The organism is Marinomonas sp. (assembly GCF_965225885.1).
In the GTDB taxonomy this organism is placed as follows: Bacteria; Pseudomonadota; Gammaproteobacteria; order Pseudomonadales; family Marinomonadaceae; genus Marinomonas.
Genome location: NZ_OZ245329.1, coordinates 1566158 through 1591930, shown reverse-complemented (window position 1 = coordinate 1591930; position 25773 = coordinate 1566158). Strand labels below are relative to the sequence as shown.

General features: G+C 43.3%; 20 protein-coding genes, 2 tRNA genes and 3 rRNA genes. 8 read left to right on the top strand and 17 right to left on the bottom strand.

The genetic code is table 11. The features are described 5' to 3' along the window. On the top strand, positions 1-1068 hold the full coding sequence (gene purK / locus ACO05V_RS07535; protein WP_421849129.1) for a 5-(carboxyamino)imidazole ribonucleotide synthase: 1068 nt from the start codon (positions 1-3) through the stop codon (positions 1066-1068). Positions 1069-1345: 277 nt separating this feature from the next. After that, a complete protein-coding gene (locus ACO05V_RS07530) occupies positions 1346-1819 on the top strand; it encodes an Lrp/AsnC family transcriptional regulator (RefSeq protein ID WP_421849126.1) in 474 nt (157 codons plus the stop codon). A gap of 53 nt (positions 1820-1872) precedes the next feature. Here the strand turns inward: ACO05V_RS07530 and ACO05V_RS07525 are convergent, their stop codons facing one another. From ACO05V_RS07525 to tyrS, 7 genes are all read right to left on the bottom strand, one after another. Continuing rightward, positions 1873-3114, bottom strand: a complete 1242-nt coding sequence (locus ACO05V_RS07525; protein WP_421849123.1) for an MFS transporter — start codon at positions 3112-3114, stop codon at positions 1873-1875. Positions 3115-3341: 227 nt separating this feature from the next. Further along, positions 3342-3456 (bottom strand): 5S ribosomal RNA (gene rrf, locus ACO05V_RS07520). A 238-nt stretch (positions 3457-3694) separates the two neighbouring features. Next, positions 3695-6593: ribosomal RNA gene (locus ACO05V_RS07515) — 23S ribosomal RNA — on the bottom strand. A gap of 310 nt (positions 6594-6903) precedes the next feature. Beyond that, a tRNA-Ala gene (locus ACO05V_RS07510) sits at positions 6904-6979 on the bottom strand. A 138-nt stretch (positions 6980-7117) separates the two neighbouring features. After that, positions 7118-7194, bottom strand: a tRNA-Ile gene (locus ACO05V_RS07505). Between the two features lie 74 nt (positions 7195-7268). Beyond that, positions 7269-8808 (bottom strand): 16S ribosomal RNA (locus ACO05V_RS07500). The 16S, 23S and 5S rRNA genes sit together here with 2 tRNA genes alongside, the layout of an rRNA operon. A 471-nt stretch (positions 8809-9279) precedes the next feature. Continuing rightward, complete coding sequence (tyrS, locus tag ACO05V_RS07495) at positions 9280-10584, bottom strand: tyrosine--tRNA ligase (RefSeq protein ID WP_421849120.1); 1305 nt, start codon at positions 10582-10584, stop codon at positions 9280-9282. Positions 10585-10691: 107 nt separating this feature from the next. Between tyrS and ACO05V_RS07490 the strand changes: the two genes are divergently transcribed. Next, positions 10692-12089, top strand: coding sequence for a peptidoglycan DD-metalloendopeptidase family protein (locus ACO05V_RS07490; RefSeq protein WP_421849117.1), 1398 nt, complete (start codon positions 10692-10694; stop codon positions 12087-12089). Positions 12090-12164: 75 nt separating this feature from the next. Here the strand turns inward: ACO05V_RS07490 and trxA are convergent, their stop codons facing one another. The 6 genes from trxA to lptM form a co-directional block, all read right to left on the bottom strand. Continuing rightward, positions 12165-12491 carry a thioredoxin TrxA gene (trxA, locus tag ACO05V_RS07485; protein ID WP_421849114.1) on the bottom strand — a complete coding sequence of 109 codons (327 nt, stop codon included), beginning with the start codon at positions 12489-12491 and terminating at the stop codon, positions 12165-12167. A 104-nt stretch (positions 12492-12595) separates the two neighbouring features. Further along, a complete protein-coding gene (locus ACO05V_RS07480) occupies positions 12596-13309 on the bottom strand; it encodes an HAD family hydrolase (protein WP_421849110.1) in 714 nt (237 codons plus the stop codon). Then, positions 13306-13971 carry a DUF484 family protein gene (locus tag ACO05V_RS07475; protein WP_421849106.1) on the bottom strand — a complete coding sequence of 222 codons (666 nt, stop codon included), beginning with the start codon at positions 13969-13971 and terminating at the stop codon, positions 13306-13308. Before ACO05V_RS07475 ends, ACO05V_RS07480 begins: the two co-directional genes overlap by 4 nt. A gap of 7 nt (positions 13972-13978) precedes the next feature. Continuing rightward, on the bottom strand, positions 13979-14809 hold the full coding sequence (gene dapF / locus ACO05V_RS07470; protein WP_421849103.1) for a diaminopimelate epimerase: 831 nt from the start codon (positions 14807-14809) through the stop codon (positions 13979-13981). A 10-nt stretch (positions 14810-14819) separates the two neighbouring features. Beyond that, complete coding sequence (lysA, locus tag ACO05V_RS07465; protein ID WP_421849100.1) at positions 14820-16073, bottom strand: diaminopimelate decarboxylase; 1254 nt, start codon at positions 16071-16073, stop codon at positions 14820-14822. A gap of 14 nt (positions 16074-16087) precedes the next feature. Then, positions 16088-16207, bottom strand: coding sequence for an LPS translocon maturation chaperone LptM (gene lptM / locus ACO05V_RS07460; RefSeq protein WP_421849097.1), 120 nt, complete (start codon positions 16205-16207; stop codon positions 16088-16090). 225 nt (positions 16208-16432) lie between these two features. Between lptM and ACO05V_RS07455 the strand changes: the two genes are divergently transcribed. After that, positions 16433-17311, top strand: coding sequence for a hypothetical protein (locus ACO05V_RS07455; RefSeq protein WP_421849094.1), 879 nt, complete (start codon positions 16433-16435; stop codon positions 17309-17311). Between the two features lie 65 nt (positions 17312-17376). On the opposite strand, the gene argH is transcribed toward ACO05V_RS07455, so the two are convergent. Continuing rightward, positions 17377-18777 carry an argininosuccinate lyase gene (gene argH / locus ACO05V_RS07450; RefSeq protein WP_421849091.1) on the bottom strand — a complete coding sequence of 467 codons (1401 nt, stop codon included), beginning with the start codon at positions 18775-18777 and terminating at the stop codon, positions 17377-17379. A 156-nt stretch (positions 18778-18933) separates the two neighbouring features. On the opposite strand from argH, the gene hemC reads away from it, so the two are divergent. The 4 genes from hemC to ACO05V_RS07430 are packed head-to-tail and all read left to right on the top strand — an operon-like array spanning position 18934 to position 23104. Beyond that, the gene (gene hemC, locus ACO05V_RS07445) at positions 18934-19857 is read left to right on the top strand and encodes a hydroxymethylbilane synthase (protein ID WP_421849088.1); all 924 of its coding nucleotides are present in this window, start codon (positions 18934-18936) and stop codon (positions 19855-19857) included. Positions 19858-19876: 19 nt separating this feature from the next. Beyond that, positions 19877-20638, top strand: a complete 762-nt coding sequence (locus ACO05V_RS07440; RefSeq protein ID WP_421849085.1) for a uroporphyrinogen-III synthase — start codon at positions 19877-19879, stop codon at positions 20636-20638. Beyond that, positions 20631-21878, top strand: a complete 1248-nt coding sequence (locus tag ACO05V_RS07435) for a uroporphyrinogen-III C-methyltransferase (RefSeq protein WP_421849082.1) — start codon at positions 20631-20633, stop codon at positions 21876-21878. The genes ACO05V_RS07440 and ACO05V_RS07435 overlap by 8 nt, the downstream gene beginning before the upstream one ends. Beyond that, positions 21875-23104: a heme biosynthesis HemY N-terminal domain-containing protein gene (locus tag ACO05V_RS07430; protein ID WP_421849079.1), complete on the top strand. Its 1230-nt coding sequence runs from the start codon at positions 21875-21877 to the stop codon at positions 23102-23104. The genes ACO05V_RS07435 and ACO05V_RS07430 overlap by 4 nt, the downstream gene beginning before the upstream one ends. Before the next feature lie 84 nt (positions 23105-23188). On the opposite strand, the gene ACO05V_RS07425 is transcribed toward ACO05V_RS07430, so the two are convergent. The 3 genes from ACO05V_RS07425 to ACO05V_RS07415 all read right to left on the bottom strand — a co-directional run bounded on the left by ACO05V_RS07425 (position 23189) and on the right by ACO05V_RS07415 (position 25738). After that, positions 23189-23752, bottom strand: coding sequence for a methyl-accepting chemotaxis protein (locus ACO05V_RS07425; RefSeq protein ID WP_421849076.1), 564 nt, complete (start codon positions 23750-23752; stop codon positions 23189-23191). Positions 23753-23793: 41 nt separating this feature from the next. Next, on the bottom strand, positions 23794-24717 hold the full coding sequence (locus ACO05V_RS07420; RefSeq protein WP_421849074.1) for a PAS domain-containing protein: 924 nt from the start codon (positions 24715-24717) through the stop codon (positions 23794-23796). A gap of 109 nt (positions 24718-24826) precedes the next feature. Next, positions 24827-25738: a hypothetical protein gene (locus ACO05V_RS07415; protein WP_421849072.1), complete on the bottom strand. Its 912-nt coding sequence runs from the start codon at positions 25736-25738 to the stop codon at positions 24827-24829. Positions 25739-25773: the final 35 nt, after the last annotated feature.

Sequence of the window (25773 nt, the reverse complement as noted above, 5' to 3'; positions counted from 1 at the left end):
ATGTCAGTTCTATGGGTATTAGGAGCCGGTCAATTAGGCGCTATGCTAAAACAAGCAGGAACACCACTTGGTCTTGATGTTCGTCCAGTGGATATTGAATCGACTGAGACACTAGACCTTTCTCCAACAGATATTGTGACAGCAGAAAGAGAAGAATGGCCAGAAACCGTGGCGACTAAACAACTCGCTACGCACAGCAACTTTGTCAACTTAGCCACTTTCCCACAGCTTGCTGATCGTCTAACACAGAAACAATGGTTAGATCGGCTTGAGCTAGCAACTGCACCATGGTTTCCTGTTGAAGCTGAATCCACAGCAACAAAAGCTCATGAGACATTAGGCGAGCGCGTTCTAATGAAACGTCGTCGGGGTGGTTACGATGGCAAAGGTCAATACTGGTTAAAAAAATCAGAAGGCATTGAGATCCCTGAAGATTGGAAAGGCCAAGCGATTGCAGAACAAGCCATTAATTTTGATGAAGAAGTTTCATTAGTAGGTGTTCGAGGCAAAAATGGTGAAACATATTTTTATCCCCTAACACTTAATCTTCATATTAATGGCATTCTATACGCTTCCATCTCTCCTCTAGAACGTCTAAAGCCTTTGCAGAGCAAAGCAGAAGCAATGCTGAGCAAACTAATGGACGCCTTAGACTATGTCGGCGTCATGGCAATGGAATGTTTCCGTGTAGGCGATGAGCTACTCATCAATGAGCTTGCTCCAAGAGTCCACAACAGCGGCCACTGGACACAAGCTGGCGCAAGTATCTGTCAGTTTGAAAATCACGTACGCGCCGTCACAGGCCTTCCATTAGCGCCAGCGGAAGTTAAAAATCAAAGCATGATGGTCAACTTAATTGGTGTAGACCTCAACTATGATTGGCTCAACGTACAAGGCTTAGAGCTTTATTGGTACAAAAAGGAAGTTCGCCCAGGAAGAAAGGTAGGACACCTAAACTTTTGTTCTGGTAGCCATTCTGTATTAGAGTCAGCGTTAACAAAATTAGATCTTCCAGAGCCTTATCCAGAAGCTTTACAGTGGTTAGCTAAAAATTTACCCAAACTATAAATATTCACCCAAAGTTAGATACACCTTAACCTGACAGCTAAACGCCGCTATCTATTATGATAAGCGGCATTTTTTATTACTCAGAGGACAATGTGAATTAATTCGACCCGAAGAGAGAAAAAAGAAATAAACGTGTAAAAAAATGTCTTAAAAATAGCAAATATAATATTTTAAAACTTGTTTACTTTAGAAAACTCCTTATTCTAATTGATCTAGCTGAAATCAGCTTATTCAATATAAGAAAACAGCACACTTAGATGCTGATAAGGAACCTTGAATGAACCACCTTGAACTAGACAGTTATGATTGGCGCTTGCTTCGAGCGCTGCAAACCAATGCGAGACTCACCAATGTAGCACTATCAGAACAAGTTAATCTATCTCCTTCCCAATGCTCAAGACGACTGCAAAGACTCGAACAAAACAACTTAATTGAAGCTTACTTTACTCAACTTAACGCAAGTCAGCTGGGATACCAAATAACCGCTTTTGTGAACATTACTCTTGATAAGAGCGTAAAAAATTCAGATCAAGAATTCAAAAACGCTATTGAAGCCACCCCCCAAATATTAGAATGTTACTCCGTGAGCGGCGAAGCTGATTACTGGTTACGAATTATTAGCGAAAACCTACCAACACTCTCAACATTTTTAAGTGAATCCCTTGCCAATTTACCTTGCGTCAGAGACCTGACCTCAACCGTTGTTCTCAACCGCGTAAAACACGCCCCCTCAATCCCACTACCTAATTAACCAAGATCACATAGAAGCGACATCCCACATACAGTCAGTATGGCTGTCGCTTTTTAAACTTCAGGTAAGCGAATCGCCACATAAACTCCTGCTAGCGTAATTAGCGAAAACACCAGAATAAGCGACTCTAAAGAAATCGAGTAAGTCAGTAAACTGATACCACTCATGGCTAATAATACAAAACCGATAATAGTATTGCTCACTGATACATAGCTAGTACGCTTATTACCCTCGCCTAAATTCACTAAATACGTTTTACGACCAATTCTCACACCTTGATGCGCAACACTTAAAACAAAATACAGAACAACAACCAGTAATGTAGCAAAGCTCGTTTCAGCAAATAACTTAACTGTAAAAAATAGAGCCACGCCAGTGAATGCACTCAATAAAGAAGCCGAAGCCATCACCTTTCGACTAGAATAATCGGAAAATAACCCCCAAAAAGGAGAAGATAACAGAGAAGCCAGACCACTCGCCAAAATAAATAAACCTAGTATCAATACACTATTTTCAGAATCTTGCTGGGCAATCAATACATAATAAGGAGCACTCAAAGCCGCACATAAAAATAATGAACGAGCAATAACGAATTCACGAAATACCGAATCCGTTTTTAATAGACTAAGCTCTTTAAAGACATAGCTTAAATTCGTACCTTTATCCCCAACTTCACTTAAAGGCTCTTGTACAAAAGAATAAATTAAAGCAGCAAGTAGCCAAATCAGCGTAGCAGCAACAATCCCCCAAACATAAAAGCCCACATTACCTTGAAGGCTTTCGAAGAAAAATAACATACAAACAGCAATACCTATTGTTATAAGCCCTGAAGCACTAGAGGACCACCCAGTGACCCTTCCACGCTTATTCTTAACAACAGTCTTACCAAGTACATCTTTCGACGCAACAGAATTAAGCCCCCTTGCCACACTAAATACCATCAACGCAGCAATAATTACCCAACCTGCGCTTGCTCCTTCCAGCAACAAAGCAGCGCAGCCTATAACTACCACACATAAAGATTGAATCAAGCTCCCCAACACCCAAACCCACTTTCGGACTTTCACCTTATAAATAAAATGCGCAATAACCAACTGCGGCAATAGGGATCCAGATTCACGTATTGGCACCAACCAGCCCAACAAATATAAGGGAGCACCTAAACTTTGTAACAGCCATGGCAACGTGACTTTTGGGTTAATCAGGACATCGCCTAAGTTAATTAAAAACTGAGAAACAACCAACTTAACAATATTTCTTCGGTCTACTGTTTTCTCGACTTCTTTGTCTAGCATCACATCACTCTATTTATAAAATTATTTGAAGGCCAATAACTAAAAATTGCCTCTAGAAACAGCAGAATAACGACAAATAAAAATATCTCACTCTAACAGTAATAGCTTTATCAAATGCTCTGATAAAGCTATAGAAGAATATTGAGTTTACAACTAATTATCACCATATTTTCTTCAGACGAAAAAAAGCCCTGACAGCATGGCTATCAGGGCCTTCTTAATTTAAAGCTTGACGACGACCTACTCTCACATGGGATCTCCCACACTACCATCGGCGATGGCGCTTTTCACTTCTGAGTTCGGGATGGGATCAGGTGGTTCAACGCCTCTATGATCGTCAAGCAATTCTGTTGCGTTTGTTCTGAGGTGCACTGTGTTGTGCGCTGACTTTTTATCGTTAGCTTGTCTCAAAACACGCGAATACGTGCTTGGATCTTTAACAATTCTGTTTTGAAATAACGTGTATCAAGTATTAAACCGGATCGTATTATGTGTCTTTTTAACGTTTTACGACCTCCATGGATGGAGGAAGTGCTGGGATTGTCAGGAACAATCTCCAGTAAAACCACTTTGGTGTTATATGGTCAAGCCTCACGAGCAATTAGTATTGGTTAGCTCAATGCCTCACAGCACTTACACACCCAACCTATCAACGTCCTAGTCTCGAACGGCTCTTTAGGGAACTTAAGTTCCAGTGAGATCTTATCTTAAGGGAGGCTTCCCGCTTAGATGCTTTCAGCGGTTATCCCGTCCGAACATAGCTACCCGGCAATGCCACTGGCGTGACAACCGGAACACCAGAGGTTCGTCCACTCCGGTCCTCTCGTACTAGGAGCAGCTCCTCTCAAATCTCAAACGTCCACGGCAGATAGGGACCGAACTGTCTCACGACGTTCTAAACCCAGCTCGCGTACCACTTTAAATGGCGAACAGCCATACCCTTGGGACCGGCTTCAGCCCCAGGATGTGATGAGCCGACATCGAGGTGCCAAACACCGCCGTCGATGTGAACTCTTGGGCGGTATCAGCCTGTTATCCCCGGAGTACCTTTTATCCGTTGAGCGATGGCCCTTCCATACAGAACCACCGGATCACTAAGACCTACTTTCGTACCTGCTCGACGTGTCTGTCTCGCAGTTAAGCGTGCTTTTGCCTTTACACTCTATGCATGATTTCCGACCATGCTGAGCACACCTTCGTGCTCCTCCGTTACTCTTTGGGAGGAGACCGCCCCAGTCAAACTACCCACCACACAGTGTCCTCGATCCCGATTAGGGACCTGAGTTAGAACCTCAAACATACCAGGGTGGTATTTCAAGAGTGGCTCCACGCAAACTAGCGTCTGCGCTTCAAAGCCTCCCACCTATCCTACACAAGTAGGTTCAAAGTTCACTGTGAAGCTATAGTAAAGGTTCACGGGGTCTTTCCGTCTAGCCGCGGATACACAGCATCTTCACTGCGATTTCAATTTCACTGAGTCTCGGGTGGAGACAGTGTGGCCATCGTTACGCCATTCGTGCAGGTCGGAACTTACCCGACAAGGAATTTCGCTACCTTAGGACCGTTATAGTTACGGCCGCCGTTTACTTGGGCTTCGATCAAGAGCTTCGCTTGCGCTAACCCCATCAATTAACCTTCAAGCACCGGGCAGGCGTCACACCCTATACGTCCACTTTCGTGTTTGCAGAGTGCTGTGTTTTTAATAAACAGTCGCAGCCACCTGGTATCTTCGACCGACTAGTGCTTACGGAGCAAGTCCTTCACACCGGCCGGCGTACCTTCTCCCGAAGTTACGGTACCATTTTGCCTAGTTCCTTCACCCGAGTTCTCTCAAGCGCCTTGGTATTCTCTACCTGACCACCTGTGTCGGTTTGGGGTACGGTCAATGTATATCTGAAGCTTAGAAGTTTTTCCTGGAAGCATGGCATCAACCACTTCACCCAAAAGAGGGTTCGTCATCAGTTCTCGGCATTCTCTCTTAAAGAGTGACCCGGATTTGCCTAAGTCACTTGCCTACCGCCTTAAACACAGACAACCATCGCTGTGCTGGCCTAGCCTTCTCCGTCTCTCCATCGCAATATACATCGGTACAGGAATATTAACCTGTTTCCCATCGACTACGCATTTCTGCCTCGCCTTAGGGGCCGACTCACCCTGCCCTGATTAACATGGGACAGGAAACCTTGGTCTTCCGGCGGGGGAGTTTTTCACTTCCCTTATCGTTACTCATGTCAACATTCGCACTTCTGATACCTCCAGCCTGCCTTACAGCTTGACCTTCAACGGCTTACAGAACGCTCCTCTACCATGCCTAATAAATTAAGCATCCGTAGCTTCGGTGTACAGTTTGAGCCCCGTTATATCTTCCGCGCAGGCCGACTCGACTAGTGAGCTATTACGCTTTCTTTAAAGGATGGCTGCTTCTAAGCCAACCTCCTAGCTGTCTAAGCCTTCCCACATCGTTTCCCACTTAACTGTAACTTTGGGACCTTAGCTGACGGTCTGGGTTGTTTCCCTTTCCACGACGGACGTTAGCACCCGCCGTGTGTCTCCCGTAATTGCACTCATTGGTATTCGGAGTTTGCATGGGGTTGGTAAGTCGGGATGACCCCCTAGCCCAAACAGTGCTCTACCCCCAATGGTGAGATACGAGGCGCTACCTAAATAGCTTTCGAGGAGAACCAGCTATCTCCGAGCTTGATTAGCCTTTCACTCCTATCCACAAGTCATCCCCAGCCTTTTCAACGGATGTGGGTTCGGTCCTCCAGTTGATGTTACTCAACCTTCAACCTGCTCATGGATAGATCGCCCGGTTTCGGGTCTATTCCCAGCAACTAAACGCCCTATTAAGACTCGGTTTCCCTACGGCTCCACTACATGCTTAACCTTGCTACTGAAAATAAGTCGTTGACCCATTATACAAAAGGTACGCAGTCACGGAACAAGTCCGCTCCCACTGCTTGTACGTACACGGTTTCAGGATCTATTTCACTCCCCTCACAGGGGTTCTTTTCGCCTTTCCCTCACGGTACTGGTTCACTATCGGTCAGTCAGGAGTATTTAGCCTTGGAGGATGGTCCCCCCATATTCAGACAGGATAACACGTGTCCCGTCCTACTCGTTTTCATGATTAGGGTGTTTTCGTATACGGGGCTATCACCCTCTATCGCGGCACTTTCCAGAGCCTTCTACTAACACCAAAACCACTTAAGGGCTAATCCCCTTTCGCTCGCCGCTACTTAGGGAATCTCGGTTGATTTCTTTTCCTCCGGGTACTTAGATGTTTCAGTTCCCCGGGTTCGCCTCCACACAGCTATGTATTCACTGTGGGATACTCTACAAGTAGAGTGGGTTTCCCCATTCGGACATGTTCGGATCAAAGTCTGTTTATCGACTCCCCGAACCTTTTCGCAGATTACCACGTCCTTCATCGCCTCTGACTGCCAAGGCATCCACCGTGCACGCTTGGTCACTTGACCATATAACCCAAAATAGTTTCCACTCAAAAGAGTGTAATATTAAGAATCACATACCAAAGGGCTTTTGTACCCCTCTGGATTTACGATAATAGAAGTCACCAAGCTGTTATCCTTAAAGAATAAGAGCAAGTAAACTTCCACCGGTTTAACGCTTGATTCATCGTTATTTCAAAATTCGAATTGTTAAAGAGCAAGTTTAGTGCAAAGCACTAAGTCAGAGACTAAAAATCACCCAACATGATTAAATGTAAGATGCTTAGCGTCTTGCTTAGAACTCTCTCTAAATCTTTCGCACAGAATGATCAGTAAATGGTGGAGCTATGCGGGATCGAACCGCAGACCTCCTGCGTGCAAAGCAGGCGCTCTCCCAGCTGAGCTATAGCCCCATTACTAACTAGATCGTATTTGGTGGGTCTGGGCCGATTTGAACGGAAAGACATCGACCTCACCACTCTTATTAAGAGAATGGAGTGACGCTCTAACCAACTTCGTTTCGACTTCAACCAAAGCCAATTCTTAAGAATTGGTGGGTCTGGGCCGATTTGAACGGCCGACCTCACCCTTATCAGGGGTGCGCTCTAACCAACTGAGCTACAGACCCAAATACTTTCTGTGCTTCTTATAAATTAGACATCAGATAATTTGTGTGAACGCTCACCAGAGGTTTCTATCGTTTAAGGAGGTGATCCAGCCCCAGGTTCCCCTAGGGCTACCTTGTTACGACTTCACCCCAGTCATTGACCACTCCGTGGTAACCGCCATCCCCTAAGGGTTAAGCTAGCTACTTCTGGAGCAATCAACTCCCATGGTGTGACGGGCGGTGTGTACAAGGCCCGGGAACGTATTCACCGTGGCATTCTGATCCACGATTACTAGCGATTCCGACTTCATGGAGTCGAGTTGCAGACTCCAATCCGGACTACGACGTACTTTGTGGGATTCGCTCACTATCGCTAGCTTGCAGCCCTCTGTATACGCCATTGTAGCACGTGTGTAGCCCTACTCGTAAGGGCCATGATGACTTGACGTCGTCCCCACCTTCCTCCGGTTTGTCACCGGCAGTCTCCTTAAAGTTCCCACCCGAAGTGCTGGCAAATAAGGATAAGGGTTGCGCTCGTTACGGGACTTAACCCAACATTTCACAACACGAGCTGACGACAGCCATGCAGCACCTGTCTCAGTGTTCCCGAAGGCACTCCAAAATCTCTTCTGGATTCACTGGATGTCAAGAGTAGGTAAGGTTCTTCGCGTTGCGTCGAATTAAACCACATGCTCCACCGCTTGTGCGGGCCCCCGTCAATTCATTTGAGTTTTAACCTTGCGGCCGTACTCCCCAGGCGGTCTACTTATTGCGTTAGCTGCGCCACTAAGTCATTACAACCCAACGGCTAGTAGACATCGTTTACGGCGTGGACTACCAGGGTATCTAATCCTGTTTGCTCCCCACGCTTTCGCACCTCAGTGTCAGTATTAGTCCAGGGTGTCGCCTTCGCCACTGATGTTCCTTCCTATATCTACGCATTTCACCGCTACACAGGAAATTCCACACCCCTCTACCATACTCTAGCCTGCCAGTATCGGGTGCCATTCCAAGGTTGAGCCCTGGGATTTCACATCCGACTTAACAAACCACCTACGCGCGCTTTACGCCCAGTAATTCCGATTAACGCTTGCACCCTCTGTATTACCGCGGCTGCTGGCACAGAGTTAGCCGGTGCTTCTTCTGGGGCTAACGTCAAAATAACTAGGTATTAACTAGTTACCCTTCCTCACCCCTGAAAGTGCCTTACAACCCTAAGGCCTTCTTCACACACGCGGCATGGCTGGATCAGGCTTGCGCCCATTGTCCAATATTCCCCACTGCTGCCTCCCGTAGGAGTCTGGGCCGTGTCTCAGTCCCAGTGTGACTGGCCATCCTCTCAGACCAGTTAAAGATCGTCGCCTTGGTAGGCCTTTACCCTACCAACTAGCTAATCTTACGCAGGCTCATCTAATAGCGGAAGGCTCCGAAGAGTCCCCTCCTTTCCCCCTTAGGGCGTATGCGGTATTAGCATGCGTTTCCACATGTTGTCCCCCTCTACTAGGCAGATTCCTACGCGTTACTCACCCGTCCGCCGCTCGTCAGCAGGAGCAAGCTCCCCTGTTACCGCTCGACTTGCATGTGTTAAGCCTGCCGCCAGCGTTCAATCTGAGCCATGATCAAACTCTTCAGTTTAATTTTTAAACTCATACTTAAAAGTATGAGTTTGCCTGCTCAAAATCTATTACACTAACAATAACTTAATCATTTCATCACCCCGAAAGATAACAAAACAACATAAAGCGAATTGACGTGTTAGACGTTTCGCAAGACTTCAATTTTTTTGATCATCTCGAATCAGTCAAAAACCAATCCGGACAATCTTCTGAAGCCTCCAGCGAGCGCCCACACAAATTATCTGATTATCTATTTTAAAGAGCGTCTGATACTTCGTTCAACGTTCCTACCTAAGTAAGTCGCAAACTCTTGTTTGCTTCGTTGTCCGTGTCAGTGGAGGCGTATAATACAGCCTAGAAGTTTTAGCGCAAGCCCTTTTTTGAAATTCTTTTAATTAATTTAAATTTCATTCCACAAGGCCTAGATATACAAAAAGACACCGAAGTGTCTTTTTGTATATCTCATTCGTTAGTCATCAGCCATCTTGCACTACAACACGAAAAGATGATGCTTTTTCTTACCTAATTTAACTAGGAAGTATTTACCGAAATAACCGTTACCAGCAGTAAAGATATCCGCAGCGGCCATATTGTCAATCAACCCTTTCGCCACACCGTTAACAAAAACAGAATCCCGCTGAAGCGCATCTTTAACCTGCTTACCACTAGCAGCCAATCCAGCATCGACCATTAGACTAGTAAGTGGAATCTCAGAAAGATTAATTCCAGCCAAAGAACTACTTGGCAAACCATCAAGCTGGATTTGCTCAAGGTCTTGCTCACTTAATTGATCAGCTTCACCACTAAACAAAGCATTAGTAATACGCTCCGCCGCTTGCAAACCTTCTTCACCATGCACTAACTTAGTTGCTTCACGAGCAAGAATAGACTGGGCCTGAGGCTTACCACCACTTTCTTTATCGGCTTTTTCAATTGCATCAATATCAGCAAGATCTAAAAAGGTAAAAAACTTCAAAAATTTATACACATCTGCATCTGCAGTATTCATCCAAAATTGATAAAAAGCGTACTGACTTGTCTTGGAAGAATCCAACCAAACTGCGCCCGATTCCGTTTTACCAAATTTTGTTCCATCAGATTTTGTTACCAAAGGAACCGTCAAACCAAATGTTTGAGATTGATTTTGACGACGTGAAAGATCGATACCACCAACGATATTACCCCACTGATCACTACCGCCAACCTGCAGAGTACAATCATAGGTTCGATTCAATTCAGCAAAATCCATTCCTTGCAGTAGTGCATAAGAGAATTCAGTAAAAGAAATGCCAGCACCTTCTCTATTAAGACGCTGCTGAACCGATTCTTTATTGATCATTGCATTAACAGAAAAGTGCTTACCAATATCTCGTAAGAAATCCAGCACACTCATTTCGCCAGCCCAATCGAGATTATTAACGACTCGCGCGGGGTTAGGAACATCATCAAATTTCACAAACTGACTAACTTGTCCGCGAATTTTTTCAGCCCAACTCGCAACCACATCCGATGTATTCAATTGGCGTTCAGCCGCTTTAAAGCTTGGATCACCAATAAGGCCAGTTGCACCACCAACCAAAGCAATCGGGTTATGCCCAGCATCTTGGAAGCGTTTTAATACAAGAAGAGGCACAAGATGACCTAAATGCAGGCTGTCTGCGGTTGGATCAAAACCACAATAAAGAGTACGACTTCCACCATCTAGATGTTTTTTTAGCTCATCTTCTGCCGTCATTTGGGCGATAAGTCCGCGAGCTTGCAAGTCATTCAACAGGTCTTTACTGCTTACAGTCATTATTTTGATCCATATCCTAGTTAGTTTATCTTATTTAAGCATTCAATTATAAAAGTAATATTGGTAGGATTATAAGGCTTTTATTAAAGATTTTTTAGGTACGCATTTTGATCAAGCTATTACCAACAAAGCATTTACTCCTAATTTCAGGGGTAAGCGCACTCCTCGCCATAGTGCTTATCGCACTCCCTGAAGAGAAAACCATCGAGAACAACCTAATTTCTCTCGAAGCGAACTTTGAGGTGATAGACCAGTCTAAGCTTATGCTTCAGGACTTACAAAAACTCACACCTAAAGCCCCATTCACGGCCTTATCGCCTAGTGACACAAGTTCTACCTATGATATCCCCGCACCCGACACACTAGTAAAAAAGAACAGCCCAGCAACCTTTAAAGAACAATCTCTTGAAGTAAAATCTGGAGACTCACTATCAAAACTACTAGCAAGTGAGGGGATCTCAGCACAAGATATATACAAAGTTTCTCTTGCCGACAAAAAACAAAAAACGTTACTCCAAATGAAGCCAGGACAAACAATAAACTTCACAAAGAATGAAACATCCGGCGAACTCACTAAACTCACACTAATCCTTAATCGCTTAGACAGCGTAACTTTTGAACGTAATAACGATGCATTCAATAGAACAGAAAACTCTAGAACACCGGAAATAGTCCAGACTTATAAAGAAGCAGAAATCAATAACTCTTTATTCGTTGATGGACTAAAATCAGGAATAGACCAACCCCTTCTAATTGAATTAGCAAATATTTTTGGCTGGGATATAGACTTTGCACTGGATATACGAAAAGGCGACAGTCTAAGCATGCTGTACGAAGAAAACTACCTTGACGGCGAAAAAATAGGGCATGGAAATATAATTGCAGCTCAATTCATCAACAACGGTAGGACTTATCAGGCCATCCGTTATAAAACAGATAAAGGAGTAAATTATTACACTCCTGATGGCTTAGCAATGCGTAAAGCCTTTATACGAACTCCCGTCGATTTCACTAGGATTTCATCTAAATTTAACCCCAACAGATTGCACCCCATTTTTAAAACCAGTCGCCCACACAGAGGCGTTGACTATGCAGCAGCAAGTGGCACACCAGTAAAAGCCGCTGGTGATGGAAAAATCTCCTTTGCTGGAAAACAAAACGGCTACGGAAATGTCGTCATTATTGATCATGGTCGAGGCTACCAAACTCTTTACGCCCATTTAAAAGGCTTTGCTAGAGGAACAAAACGTGGTGCCAGAGTTCAGCAAGGAAAGATTATTGCTTATGTAGGACAAACTGGCTGGGCAACTGGCCCTCATCTACACTACGAATTCAGGATAAATGGCACTCACAAAAATCCAGTAACGGTGAAGCTACCAAATGACGATCCAATGCCTAAAAACGATTTGAAAAACTATCTACCTTATGCAAAAGAAGTAGTCACTACACTAACAAATTCACATTCACCTTCGTTTGCACAAAAGCTGGCATCACTAAAGGATTAACAATCCCAGTCGACTCAAATAAAAAAAGCAGCTATCAAGCTGCTTTTTTTATTACTGCGATTACCTAATTAGATATTAGATAGCGCTGTTTACAAAATCTACCAATTGAGATTTAGATACGGCACCAACTTTAGTTGCTACCACTTCACCGCCTTTAACGATAAGCAAAGTAGGGATACCACGTACATTGTATTTAGGCGCTGTTTCAGTGTTTTCGTCAACGTTAAGCTTTACAACTTTTACTTTACCAGCGTATTCAGCTGCAACGTCTTCCAATACAGGCGCGATCATTTTACAAGGGCCACACCAAGGTGCCCAGAAATCTACAATTACAGGGATGTCTGAATTAAGCACTTCTTCTGCAAATTGAGCATCAGTGATTTGAATTGTGTTCTCACTCATAATAATTCCTCAAAATTCTATTTTTAACTAATGAATGTGGCTAGTGTATCACTAAATGATTGGGGTAAAAACGAGTTCTCTTTAATTATAACGATAGAAAAACGCTATAACATTAAAGATCGAATAACCGTTGGCAATTCGAGTAAGGAGTGGATCTCTGCATGAGAGCGAGTGCCCCAGCCATCACCCCAACGTTGCGCGCCATGACGATTAAACCAGACACTTTTTGCGCCAGCATTTGAGGCTCCAAACACATCATCCTCTGGATGATCGCCGACGTGGATAAGTTCCGATATATCCACACCAGCTTTTTTGGCTGCAATAGAAAACACATCAACAGCAGGCTTTGCCACCCCCACTTGATCAGCCCGAACAGCAAAATCAAAATACTGTCCTAGACCGATATAAGGATGAAATACATCCGCATTACCATTGGTAATTACCGCCAAGGTGTATTCCTGACTCAACGCTTCCAAGACATCCACGACATGAGGATATAGGTCCACTTTTTGACGCCATTCGCTGAAATGCGCCAACGCAGCACAAGCCACTGACTCAGCCTCTTCAGAAGGTAACCCGAATTGCTTTAACGCAAGCTTGTACACCGCTAAACGAATCGCAGTTAGATTAAAGGCCAGCTCAGGATTTTTAGATAAGACTTTGTTTTTTAACTCTTCTCGAGCGAGAAGAGAATATTGCTGAGAAAAGCCAGGGAAACGCTCTTCAAACCAAGACTCCATGGCATACTCCGCTCGCATAATAACCGGAGCGACATCCCATAAAGTATTATCAAGGTCGAAAGTAATAAGTACACTCACGGCAACAGCCTCAATAGAATCGCACTCAATAAATCAGCGAGATACTGAAGAAATAAAGCGCCCTTTTCTTTATCAAAAGCCGATTTATTTTCAGATCCCAATACAAGAACACCGCATTTCCTAACCTCTCCGCCTTCTCTTGACAAAAGCGGCAACACAGCAACAGAGCGAATAGAGGCAGCATCATCAGGAAAAAGAAAGCTCATTTCATTTGCTGGCAACATGCCACAAAAGCAATCCGTAAACCCAGCGGCATGAGACAAAAACACATCATCTTCCACCAGCTTATGGGACCTAACAGCGCTATCTGGGAATTCACCATATAACACTAATGCATGGCGAGAGACTTCAAAATCGTCTCTCACCATGTCATCGATAATAACGGCAAGGTCGTCTAGGGAGCCACAAGTAAGCCCAGCCAAGACTAAACGACGACTTTTTTGCATAGTAGACTCATTCTCACGAGCCACCTCTATTAAGCGATCAAACTCTGCACGATAATCTGCCGTCGTTTTGCGCAATAAGTTAACTTGATATTCAAGTAACGAAATTACTTTCCCATTAACTGGATGAGGAAGCGTCAGACTCTCCAACAAATCAGCATGCCGGATAAAAAAATCCGGTGTTTTTGACAAATATTGAATAACTTCTTCTTCGCTCATAATTCCTCTATAGGTAGATTTGACCTTCGAATACTTTCTCAGCGGGACCAGTCATAAGAATAGGTAAGCCTTCGCCCTGCCATTCAATATGTAAATCTCCTCCACGTAGATGAACCGTCACTTTAGGGGACAACCATCCCTGTTTAATTCCAGCAACAACCGCTGCACAAGCACCTGTTCCGCAAGCTTGAGTTTCCCCCACGCCGCGCTCATAAACACGTAAATTGATTTCATCAGGGCTCACAACCTGCATAAAGCCAACATTCACTTTTCTCGGAAAGCGTTCATGACACTCAAGCAGCGCTCCCACTTTAGCAACCTCGTCGTCCAGCAATTGATCGACTTTAATGACAGCATGAGGATTACCAACGGACACGGGTGTTATAAAATACTCGGTATCGCCAGCCATAATGCTGTAAAGACCATCACAAGGCTCTGCCGTAAATGGTAAATCCTTTGGCTCAAAACTTGGTGCGCCCATATCGACGGTGACTAAACCGCCGTCCAAAACACGCAATTGGATTGCACCACGCTTTGTTTCAACATTGATAATGCGTTTATTCGTTAACTCTCGGTCTAAAACAAACTTCGCAAAGCAACGAGCACCGTTCCCACAATGCTCAACTTCACTGCCATCCGAATTATAAATGCGATAACGAAAATCCATATCAGGATTAGTGGGTGGCTCGACCACTAAAAGCTGATCAAACCCAATCCCCCAGTTACGATCACTCAGTCTCTCGATTTGCTGCTTATTAAAAAACACCTTACGAGACACCGCATCGACTACGACAAAATCATTTCCTAGACCATGCATTTTGGTAAATTTTAACAACACGACGAACTCCTCAGTCTGGCAAAATTTGCTCACCAGCTAACTGATGTTCAATCGTTTCACGGGCACGAATCAAATAGGTTTTATCGCCATCAACCATAACTTCCGCCGCACGATTACGGCTGTTGTAATTTGATGACATGGTGAAACCATAGGCTCCCGCTGAGCGAACTGCCAATAGGTCACCCGCCTGAATATCTAGCTCACGACCCTTACCTAAAAAGTCACCCGTCTCACAAATAGGACCCACAAGATCGTAATTACGCTTACCTTCAGGCGTTGGTAATAAAGACACAGGAACAATATTCATCCAAGCACCATATAAGGATGGACGAATAAGATCGTTCATTGCACCATCAATGATGGCGAAATTTTTATGCGGATTGCATTTCAAAAACTCGACCTGTGTTAATAAGATACCAGCATTTGCTGCAATGGAACGACCCGGTTCAAACGCAAGTTCAAAGCTTTTACCCTTTACTTTCTCAAGTAATAACTTTGCGTAATCTGCAGGTTCTGGCGGTACTTCATCGCGATAGCGCACACCTAAGCCGCCACCTAGATCAAGGTGCTTGATAGTAATACCAACTGCCGCTAGTTCATCCACTAACCCCATCAAACGATCAAACGTATCCAAGAAAGGTTTTAGTTCTGTCAATTGCGAACCGATATGACAATCCACACCCATGACATTTAAGTTAGGTAACTCATGAGCAATTTTGTAGATACGAACCGCGTCTTTAATATCGATACCAAACTTATTTTCTTTCAAACCAGTTGAAATATAAGGATGAGTCTTAGCATCGACATCAGGGTTAACGCGCAAGGAAACCGGAGCCACTTTGCCCATTTCACCAGCAACTTGATCTAATCGATACAATTCCGCTTCAGACTCGACATTGAAGCAATGAATGCCCACTTCCAATGCCCGGCGCATTTCCACCGCTTGTTTGCCCAAACCGGAAAACATGATTTTTGAAGGCTCGCCACCTGCTTTCAAAACACGTTCGAGCTCACCAATAGAAACAATATCGAAACCGGATCCCAGACGCGCCAATACATTCAAAATAGCAATATTTGAACACGCTTTGACGGCATAGCAGATTAGAGTCGGGTGTGATGCAAAAGCATCGGCATACGCTTTATAGTGACGTTCAAGAGTAGCACGAGAATAAACGTAACACGGCGTACCATAATGATTAGCAACATCTGATAGAGCAACATCCTCTGCATGCAGAGTCTGATTAGAATAATTAAAAAAGTCCAAAAGGGAATCCTCAGTTACAAAGACGATTCTTGTTGCGTTTCAGCCGCGTCATCCGGTAAATAAAGCGCACCTTTATTTCCGCAAGCCGTAAGGAAAACAGCCAAAACACATACTGAAAGTAACTTAAACATCATCTTATCTCTTCTATTTTTGATTGAGACAGTATACCTTGCAGCCAGTTCGTTTCCCAACCCCAGCAAGCCAATTACCTGGATATTCTTTACTTAGAACTCTTTACTCAAAATGAGCTCGTGCCCTGACTTGAATTTGCTATATTTACCTCAAGCTATAAAGGCACTAATCTTAAGTTGGATTCAAATATCGCTAACTTCAACAAAACACAAAAAACTAGAAGCTTAATGAAAAACAGGATTGCCCCATGGGTGACCGCACTTGTCTGCGCCATCGCAATACACATACTCGTAATCGAAGTGTCAGACAGCCAACATTGGTTTGAGAGAGACGCACAACCGTCAACATTCGAATTGCTTTTATTGCCAGCACCACAAACCACTCAAACATCGCCAAATAATGATCCTCCAAAAGCTGAAGCAGAAACTTTTGCACCGAAAGAAGAAGCTAAAACGGAAGAAGCTCTGCAAGCAGACGCAACCTTAGCCACAGAAATGGTACAACCGGACAATGCTGAGCAAATAGAAACCCTACAGCCGACAGAGCCGCCAACCGCCATTGAGTCTGAAGGCCTTACCGGCAAAGAACTAAGTGAACGAAGCAACGAATTTGATCCCCAAGAGGTGATTAACAACATAGACAATGAACAGGCGTTTTCAGAAAACCCATTACAAAATGACAGGCAGGATTCAAGCTCTATCCCAACCCAATTAAGTACTGACAAACCAGACCTGCTTGATTTATCGAAAATATCTTTATCACCAGATGTAAAAGATGAGTCATTAGTAAAAGTATTTTCTAAAGAGCTAAGAGACAAAATCTCAGACTCTAAGAAGGCGCAAAAAGAATATTTACAAGGCTTAAAAAAGGAAGATGAAGAGTACCCCGTAACCAAAGACGCAGATGGAACACGTTACGTTAATATAAAAGGCGTTTGCTGGCGACTTCCAAAAGAAGGCAGCAAAGAAGGCTGGGCCATTGTATTTGACGGTTGTGGAGTAAAATCAAAGCTATTTCATTTTGAGCTGAATATTTCACCCAGCATAATTACAAATGAATTATTAAGCCCTAATTCACCATTCAACTTAGATCAACCTGCAAAATAAAAAAAAACGGCTACTCCATCCAGAGCAACCGTTTAAAATGTTTTTAGTTTAGTAATCTAACAAGCTTATCTAGTCGCTAGATCCGCTTTCGCACGCTCTACCGCTTGTAGAACCTGAGCCGGCGCTGTACCGCCAATGTGGTTACGAGCCGCAACCGAACCCTCAAGTGTCAAAACATCAAAGACATCAGCCTCAATCATACTACCGAAAGATTGAAGCTCTTCCAGTGTCATTTCGGATAAATCTTTACCTTCTTTCACACCGTAACCCACGGCCTTACCCACTATTTCGTGAGCATCACGGAACGCAACACCATGACGAACCAAGTAATCTGCCAAATCAGTCGCGGTTGAAAAACCTCGGCGTGCGGCTTCGTACATATGTTCTTTACGAGACTCAATCGCAGGAATCATATCGGCGAATGCGCGCAATGAACCTTTTAGCGTATCAACCGTATCAAACAATGGCTCTTTGTCTTCTTGATTGTCTTTGTTGTAAGCCAAACATTGTGACTTCATCAAGGTTAACAAACCCATCAAATGACCATAGACACGGCCTGTTTTACCACGAACTAATTCTGGCACATCAGGGTTTTTCTTCTGCGGCATAATAGACGAGCCAGTACAGAAACGATCTGGCAAATAGATGAAGTTGAATTGAGCAGACACCCACATCACCATTTCTTCCGCCCAACGGGACATATGCATCATGATGATAGAAGCTGTTGCTGTAAATTCGATGGCAAAATCTCGGTCACTTACTGAATCCAAAGAGTTATAGGTCGGACGTTCAAAACCTAGCAATTCTGCCGTCATATGACGATCAATTGGATAAGTGGTTCCCGCAAGAGCCGCCGCGCCAAGTGGTAAAATATTAATACGTTTACGGCAATCCACTAGACGTTCGTAGTCACGCTGCATCATTTCATACCAAGCCATCAAATGATGACCAAAGGTCACTGGCTGAGCCGTTTGTAAGTGCGTGAAGCCAGGCATAATAGTATTGGCTTCTTTTTCAGCCAAGCTCAAAATACCTTGCTGCAGACGAGTGACTTCCTCTAATAAGAAGTCCACTTCATCACGCATATAAAGACGAATATCTGTGGCTACTTGGTCGTTACGAGAACGGCCAGTGTGCAGCTTTTTACCAGTAATGCCGATTTTTTGTGTTAAACGAGCCTCAATGTTCATGTGAACATCTTCTAATTCAACAGACCACTCAAATTCACCACGGGCAATTTCACCCTCGATTTCGGTCAGACCCTGAATAATCTGATCTCGTTCTTCTTCGGTCAAAACGCCAACACTAGCAAGCATTTTGCCATGTGCAATTGACCCTTGAATATCCTGTTTGGCCATACGTTGATCAAACTCAACAGACGCAGTAAAACGCGCAACAAACGCATCAACAGGCTCAGAAAAACGACCACCCCATTGCTGGTTCGTGGTTTTATTAGTATCAGTCATTCGGTTGGTTCCCACACAAATTCAAACAGCTGCCAAGAGTACATTAAGCGCTTCGACTTATAAAGCACTGAAAGATGACGGACTCCTTCTTAGCGAGTATCATTGGCGAAGAAAAACAGAAGATATTTGTCCATCTACAAGTCGCTAGGAGATGAAGTGAAAGATAAGATTGTGATCGCAACCAGAGAAAGTCAGTTAGCCCTTTGGCAAGCCAATAACGTCAAAGCGCAATTAGAAAGCCTCTACCCAGACATGACAGTTGAATTGCTAGGCATGACGACAAAAGGCGATCAGATTCTAGATTCCCCCCTCTCTAAAATTGGCGGCAAAGGTCTTTTTGTTAAAGAATTAGAAAGTGCGCTTATGGACGGACGTGCTGACATTGCGGTTCACTCCATGAAAGACGTACCAATGGCCTTCCCCGAAGGGCTAGGATTGGCGGTTATTTGTGAACGCGAAGACCCGAGCGACGCCTTTGTTTCTAATAAAGTAGAATCACTGGATCAGCTACCGAGCGGTGCCGTTGTCGGTACATCTAGCTTACGTCGTGCCTGCCAATTAAAAATGAATCGTCCTGACTTAATCATCAAAGACCTTCGCGGCAATGTGAATACTCGCTTAAGAAAAATGGACGACGGTGAATACGACGCTATTATTCTGGCAACCGCTGGTTTAGTTCGCCTCGAAATGTTTGACCGAATTCGTCAAAGAATTCCTGCTGAAACCAGCTTACCAGCAGGTGGACAAGGTGCAATGGGGATAGAGTGCCGCTCAGATGACGTGCAAACTATTAATTTATTAGCGCCATTGCAACACGAAGAAACCGCTATTCGTGTTGCCGCTGAACGCGCAGTAAACGAACGTCTTAATGGTGGTTGCCAAGCGCCGATTGCCTGCTTCGCTATCTTAAATGATGACACTATTTGGCTAAGAGGCTTGGTCGGCAGCCCAGATGGTAAAACCATGATTGAGGGTGAAATTCGCGGTCACAAAGACGATGCAAAATCTCTTGGTGTGCAATTAGCGGATGACTTACTTGCGCGTGGCGCAGATGTCATCCTTGACGCCTTATACAAATAAATAAAAAGGCGAAACATCAGTGCAAGACTGTCGTATCCTAATTACCAGACCGGAACCAGAAAATACGTTAAGCCGTGAGCGCGTAAGCTCTCATGGTTGGACGGCCGTTCCATTACCCATGCTGGAAATTTCGCCTATAGAAGACGCAGATAAGAAAGCGATTATTCGGGCACAAGTATTTGATATAGACACATTTGACTACGTCATATTCGTTAGTAAAAACGCTGCTCGGCTCGCTTGCGATTGGTTGGATGACTGTTGGCCCATGTTACCCGCTAACGTTTATTGGATTGGCATAGGACAAGGCACCACACAAACACTCATAGATGAAGGCGTTCCGGCTCTATCAAATCCGGGACACACAACAGAAGCATTACTTGAATGGCTAAAACCTGCCAAAATGAAAGATCAGAAAATATTGATTGTTCGTGGCGAAGGCGGACGCCCAGAACTCGGCAATAAACTAGAAGAACGAGGCGCAAAGGTAAGTTACCTTTCGCTCTACGATAGAAAAAAACCGCGCTATTCTGCTCAAACTTTCTTTATGCTGCCCGATATCAATTTAATATGGGTAACCAGTGGCGAAAGTTTACTCAATCTTTCAGAATACGTATCACTGCATAAACCAGAGTGGAAAACGCTGCCTATACTCACACCGAGCATTAGAGTAAATCAGCAAGCGAAAGAAATGGGTTGGATAAATGCCTCGTGCGCAAATGGCGCTGACGATAACAGCTTAATCAAAGCGACAGAATTTCACACAGGAAAACAGCATGACTGATAATAATAAGCACGAACCACAAGCGAACGAGGCTATTGAGAAAACACCAAAGAACTCAGAAAAACGACCTGAACAACCAACTACACCACAAGATAAAAAAATGTCACCGACATCCTCAATAAATACTGTTGCTATTTTATCCCTTGGACTGTCAGCCATCGCTATTGCAACAAGTGGTTGGCTATATTTCCAAAGCACTCAGAGCACTCTAAATAAAGACGTTCAACAATTAACAGCACAGCAAACCAACCTAGACAGAAAAATCAACAGCAATACTCTAGATAGATCTCAGCTTAATCAGTTAATTGAACAAGTAAAAACGACAGAACAAACCATTCTAATGCAGAAAAATGAGCTCGTAGCTCAGCAATCTCAACAGAGCGAAAAATTATTATCGCTTGAATCAAAACTTAATAGACTTAACAACACATCCAAAGAAGACTGGAAATTAGCCGAGGCCGAGTATTTAATCCGCCTAGCCAATCAGCGTTTATTACTTGAGTCAGATAACAACGGCGCCACCACTCTTCTTATAAATGCCGACGACATTCTCAATGAGTTAGAAGATCCAATCGTTTTCACAACACGCAAAGCCTTAGCAAAAGATATCCAAGCGTTAAAATCCATTAGTCAATTTGATTTAGAAGGCGCTTACCTTAAGCTAAACGCTTTATATGATAATGTTCAGACTCTGCCTCAACGAGAGCCATCAAAAGAATGGCAAGCCAATACGACAGAGAAAATACAACAGGCAGACGACTCTACAACAGGCAAAATCACTTCGGTTCTGGAAAACTTATGGAAATCCATACGTTCTCTAGTAGTCATTAATTACAATCACAAGCCAATCAACGCTTTGTTACCACCAGCAGAATACCAAGAGCTCATTACCGGTATACAACTGCAACTGGAAATTGCTCAAGTCGCTTTGATCAAAGGCGAGTCGATGATTTATCAGCAAGCACTATCTCGAGTTGCAAACGCTACAACGGAGCATTTTGAAACCCAATCAAACAGTGTCACCACATTCTTGGCTAGCTTAACCGCCTTACAACAGCTGAATCCATCACCAGATTTACCACTTCCTAGAGAGTCATTAATGGCAATGAAATCATTAATGAAGGAATGGAATAACCTCAGCCCAGACACACCAAGCACTATCGATAACGTAGAGCCATCTCCAATAGAAGATGAAAATACGTCCGCATCACCTCAAACAGACTTAGGAGATAAGGCATGAGAAAACTCCTTTTCTTGCTGGTCATTATGATGGCGGTAGGCGGTGTCTTAGGGCTACTGATGCGCCAAGACAGCGGCTATGTTTTAGTGGCTTATAATGGCGTCACAATCGAGACCAGTTTATGGGTCTTGATTACTGCCATTGTTATTACTCTATTTGCTTTAAGTTGGGTAAAGCGCATTTTATTTATCCTTCTAAGACCCAGTAATTCATTAGCAAAAGTAACCGGCAATTTGGCGCAAAAAAGAGCCTCTCGAAACACCATTCGTGGCATGTTAGAACTGGTTGGAGGCAATTGGAATAAAGCAGAAAAGTTGCTAACCAACAGCGCCGAAAAAGTTCCTTATCCACTAATCAATTACATTGGTGCAGCCTACGCTGCAAGCGAGCAAGACGAACAAGAACGTTCAAAAGCATTACTACGCTCTGCTCATAAATCGACACCAGAGGCCGAATTCGCCATTGGCTTTGCACAAAGCCAAATTCAGATAAAACAAGAACACTATGAAGGCGCTCTCGCCTCTCTCTTACGCCTTCAAAAACTAAAGCCAAAACACAAACAAGTATTAAAAATGTTAGTGACCGTTTATAAACAACTAAAAGATTGGGATGCGTTACTCGCTCTCACCCCAACACTAAAAAAAGACGGCATATTTGATGGCGACAATCTGCTCCAATTAGAACGTAATGCTTTCTTAGCTCTGCTTGATAAAATCAAGTTTCGTAATAAGCTCGGGCAGAGTAACAAAGAATTAGTTTCTGAAGTGGAAAGCTTATGGAATAAATTAGACACCCTTTCTCAAGACGACAGAATGAGACAGCTTTATGCTCAAACACTCATTTATTTTGACGATGACACAAGAGCGGAAAACTTCATTCGTAATAGTTTGAATCAGAAATGGTCAGAAGAGCTGATCTATGAATACGGCAACATCAAACAAGATAACGCCAAAAAATTATTAACCAATTGCGAGAACTGGCTAAAAAAAGAACCTGCAAGTGCGAACTTATACCTTGTCTGTGGCCGCTTAAGTCAATCAATGATGTTATGGGGTAAAGCAAGAGATTATTATGAGCAGTCCCTATATCTCGATTCACACAGTGAAGCGTTGGCAGAACTAAGCCGCTTACTCAAAGCCATGGGCGACACAAAAGCAAGCCAAGAGCTAATGATGATTAATCTAAGCCATGCTAGCAATCAATTAAAATCACTTCCTCTGCCTTAGCAATTTCATTAACAAAATGCATGACACATAAAAAGCGCTATTATGAAAATAACAGCGCTTTTTATACATATAACCAAAAAAATATTATTTAAAGCGAACGACCAATTCGTGCATATTATTCGCTACATCTTGTAATGCCCGAATACTATCACTTGATTGATTCGATTTATCAGAACTCTCAACTGACAAATCAGAAATACGCACAACTTGGCGATTAATATCCTCAGAAACATGAGCTTGCTCTTCGACCGCTGCTGACATTTGTATCGACATATCAGAGATACTTGAGACAGCATCAACAATACTCACAAATGCACTTTCCATCTCGACAATTTTTTCCAACCCTTGTGCGGCATCCTGTTTACCTTGATTTGCAATGATCACCGAATTTTGAGTGCCATTGCGCAAAGTTTCTATGATGTGATGAATGTCTTTTGTAGAATCTTGTGTTCTTTGAGCCAGCTGTCGAACTTCATCCGCCACGACAGCAAAACCTCGACCATACTCTCCAGCACGTGCAGCCTCAATCGCCGCATTCAAGGCTAATAAATTCGTTTGCTCTGCAATTTGATCAATCATTTGTGCAACTTGCGCTATTTTTTCAGAGTGATCCGCCAACTCTTGAACTGTGGTACTAATATCATTCACCGTTTCACTCAGTTGGTGTATAGACTGGCGCGTTTCTTGGACTATTTTTGACCATTTTGAGCCGATTCAAAAGAAGACTTTGCACTATCAGCTGTCATCTGTACGTGTTGAGCAACATCATTGATGGTAGTCGTCATTTCCTGCATAGCCGCAGCAACATCTTGAGTTTCATGCTGCTGGCTCACCATGCCTTTTGTCGTTTCAATGGTCAATGCCAAACCAATTTTAGACTGTTCGGATACTTTTAAAGATTCATCTTCAAAACGAGTCAATACTGCGTCCATTCTAGATATCAAACTCTTTACACCGACATCTAGTGTTGCAATATCCAAAGAAGTGTCTGAGTAAGTTACACCTGCCAGTGGATGTAGAAAAGCTGTTGATAATCGCTTTCTTAAAGTCGTCTGCAATTTTGAATGATTTAGTAAGAACAAGCCATTAGCCAATAAACTTGTCACGGCTAGAACGCCTGCACCATAAAGAATATTAACACTGCTTGCCGCAACAGCTAAGACAATACCAATTAAAGGCAATACTAGCTTCCATGACATAAAAACTCTTGGAATGACATTTTTACCATTATTGATTCGTAGATAAACTTTCTCTGCTCTTTTTACATCTTCACGACTAGGTACGGTCCTCACAGATTCATAACCAATGACTTTGCCACCTTCAGTGACAGGTGTCACATAAGCATCCACCCAATAAAAATCACCATTTTTACAGCGGTTTTTTACTAAGCCCATCCAAGCTTTACCTTGCTTCAAGGTATCCCACATAATTTGAAACGCCTCTTTAGGCATATCAGGGTGGCGCACAATATTATGAGGACTGCCAATTAACTCACTTTTATCAAAGCCGCTGATTTTTACAAATGCATCATTGCAGTGAAGAATTTTCCCTTTCAAATCCGTCGTTGTAATGAGCTTCTCATCCTTAGAAAATGTTTTTTCTTGATTTGTCACTGGCATATTTTGGCGCATAGGAAAGCTATCCTTGAAACTTGAAATAAAGGCGATTTTAAATAGAAACTAATTTATCTTAACTTAAGCATAAGATGAGTTTATCTAAATACTACTTTAGTAAGATTCTGTTCAACCAGCGAGTAAAAACTGGTAATAAATATGTAGGTATTTGTAATGCCCCAGCCAAGGGCAAAAAGGCAGGTCCCAATAGAACACCAGCAATACTGTATGTCAGTAAAACATTTCGATTACCTGAAGTAATCGCAGCAGTAAGCGCTATCGCTTTACCGTGCTTGCGATAAAAAAGATAAGAAAGGGTAAAAAATAGACAGCATAAACCTGTTGCTATCAAAAAGTAATTCAACGCCATCATTGGATCTTGATCAAATAACACACGAAAACTACCGACCAATCCAAATGGAAAAGCAAATACCAATAAAATGGTATAAGGCGAGATCTTCATCAAAAAACGGCTTAATGATTCTTCCGGTAAAAAGCGATGAACCAAAAATGAGAACAACATTGGACCAAATATAAAAACCACTAAGCGGATAAAATAGCTTCCCCAATCCAATTCAACACTTTGTGTCTGAAAGAATACCAAGGTCATAAAAATTGAAAGAGGCAAAACTAATGTCGTTGCAATCGTCATTGCCATGGCCTGCAAGCTGTCAAAGCCTAATGCTCTTACAATGGCAGGCGTCGCAAATAAAGACCCTGTCGCAGCCACAGCAACAACGGCTAATAGAAGATCAGAATCAAACGATAACCACCAGCCAATCACACTGACTACGCCCATAAACACAGCAGAATGTAGGACTGAATACAGCCATATTTCCTTACTGCTTAATCGCTTCATTAATTCATTTTGTTTCATACCCAACAGCGTCAATGACATCAGGGCAAACAGTACAATAGGTAAAAAGGGGAAGAATGCTAACGAGACAGACGGCAATAAAAAGCCAAGTATGGCGAACACAAACATGAAAGGAAGAGAGTTTCGAACAAGAAAAAGCAACATGGGTTGAACACCTTAGACAGGCAGCCCATTTAAAA

Bases quoted from the DNA above. Each gene is read 5' to 3' on its own strand.
- purK (WP_421849129.1), top strand. From the start codon at position 1: ATGTCAGTTCTATGGGTATTAGGAGCCGGTCAATTAGGCGCTATGCTA.
- ACO05V_RS07530 (WP_421849126.1), top strand. From the start codon at position 1,346: ATGAACCACCTTGAACTAGACAGTTATGATTGGCGCTTGCTTCGAGCG.
- ACO05V_RS07525 (WP_421849123.1), bottom strand. From the start codon at position 3,114: ATGCTAGACAAAGAAGTCGAGAAAACAGTAGACCGAAGAAATATTGTT.
- tyrS (WP_421849120.1), bottom strand. From the start codon at position 10,584: ATGACTGTAAGCAGTAAAGACCTGTTGAATGACTTGCAAGCTCGCGGA.
- trxA (WP_421849114.1), bottom strand. From the start codon at position 12,491: ATGAGTGAGAACACAATTCAAATCACTGATGCTCAATTTGCAGAAGAA.
- ACO05V_RS07475 (WP_421849106.1), bottom strand. From the start codon at position 13,971: ATGAGCGAAGAAGAAGTTATTCAATATTTGTCAAAAACACCGGATTTT.
- lptM (WP_421849097.1), bottom strand. From the start codon at position 16,207: ATGATGTTTAAGTTACTTTCAGTATGTGTTTTGGCTGTTTTCCTTACG.
- ACO05V_RS07455 (WP_421849094.1), top strand. From the start codon at position 16,433: ATGAAAAACAGGATTGCCCCATGGGTGACCGCACTTGTCTGCGCCATC.
- argH (WP_421849091.1), bottom strand. From the start codon at position 18,777: ATGACTGATACTAATAAAACCACGAACCAGCAATGGGGTGGTCGTTTT.
- ACO05V_RS07435 (WP_421849082.1), top strand. From the start codon at position 20,631: ATGACTGATAATAATAAGCACGAACCACAAGCGAACGAGGCTATTGAG.
- ACO05V_RS07430 (WP_421849079.1), top strand. From the start codon at position 21,875: ATGAGAAAACTCCTTTTCTTGCTGGTCATTATGATGGCGGTAGGCGGT.
- ACO05V_RS07415 (WP_421849072.1), bottom strand. From the start codon at position 25,738: ATGTTGCTTTTTCTTGTTCGAAACTCTCTTCCTTTCATGTTTGTGTTC.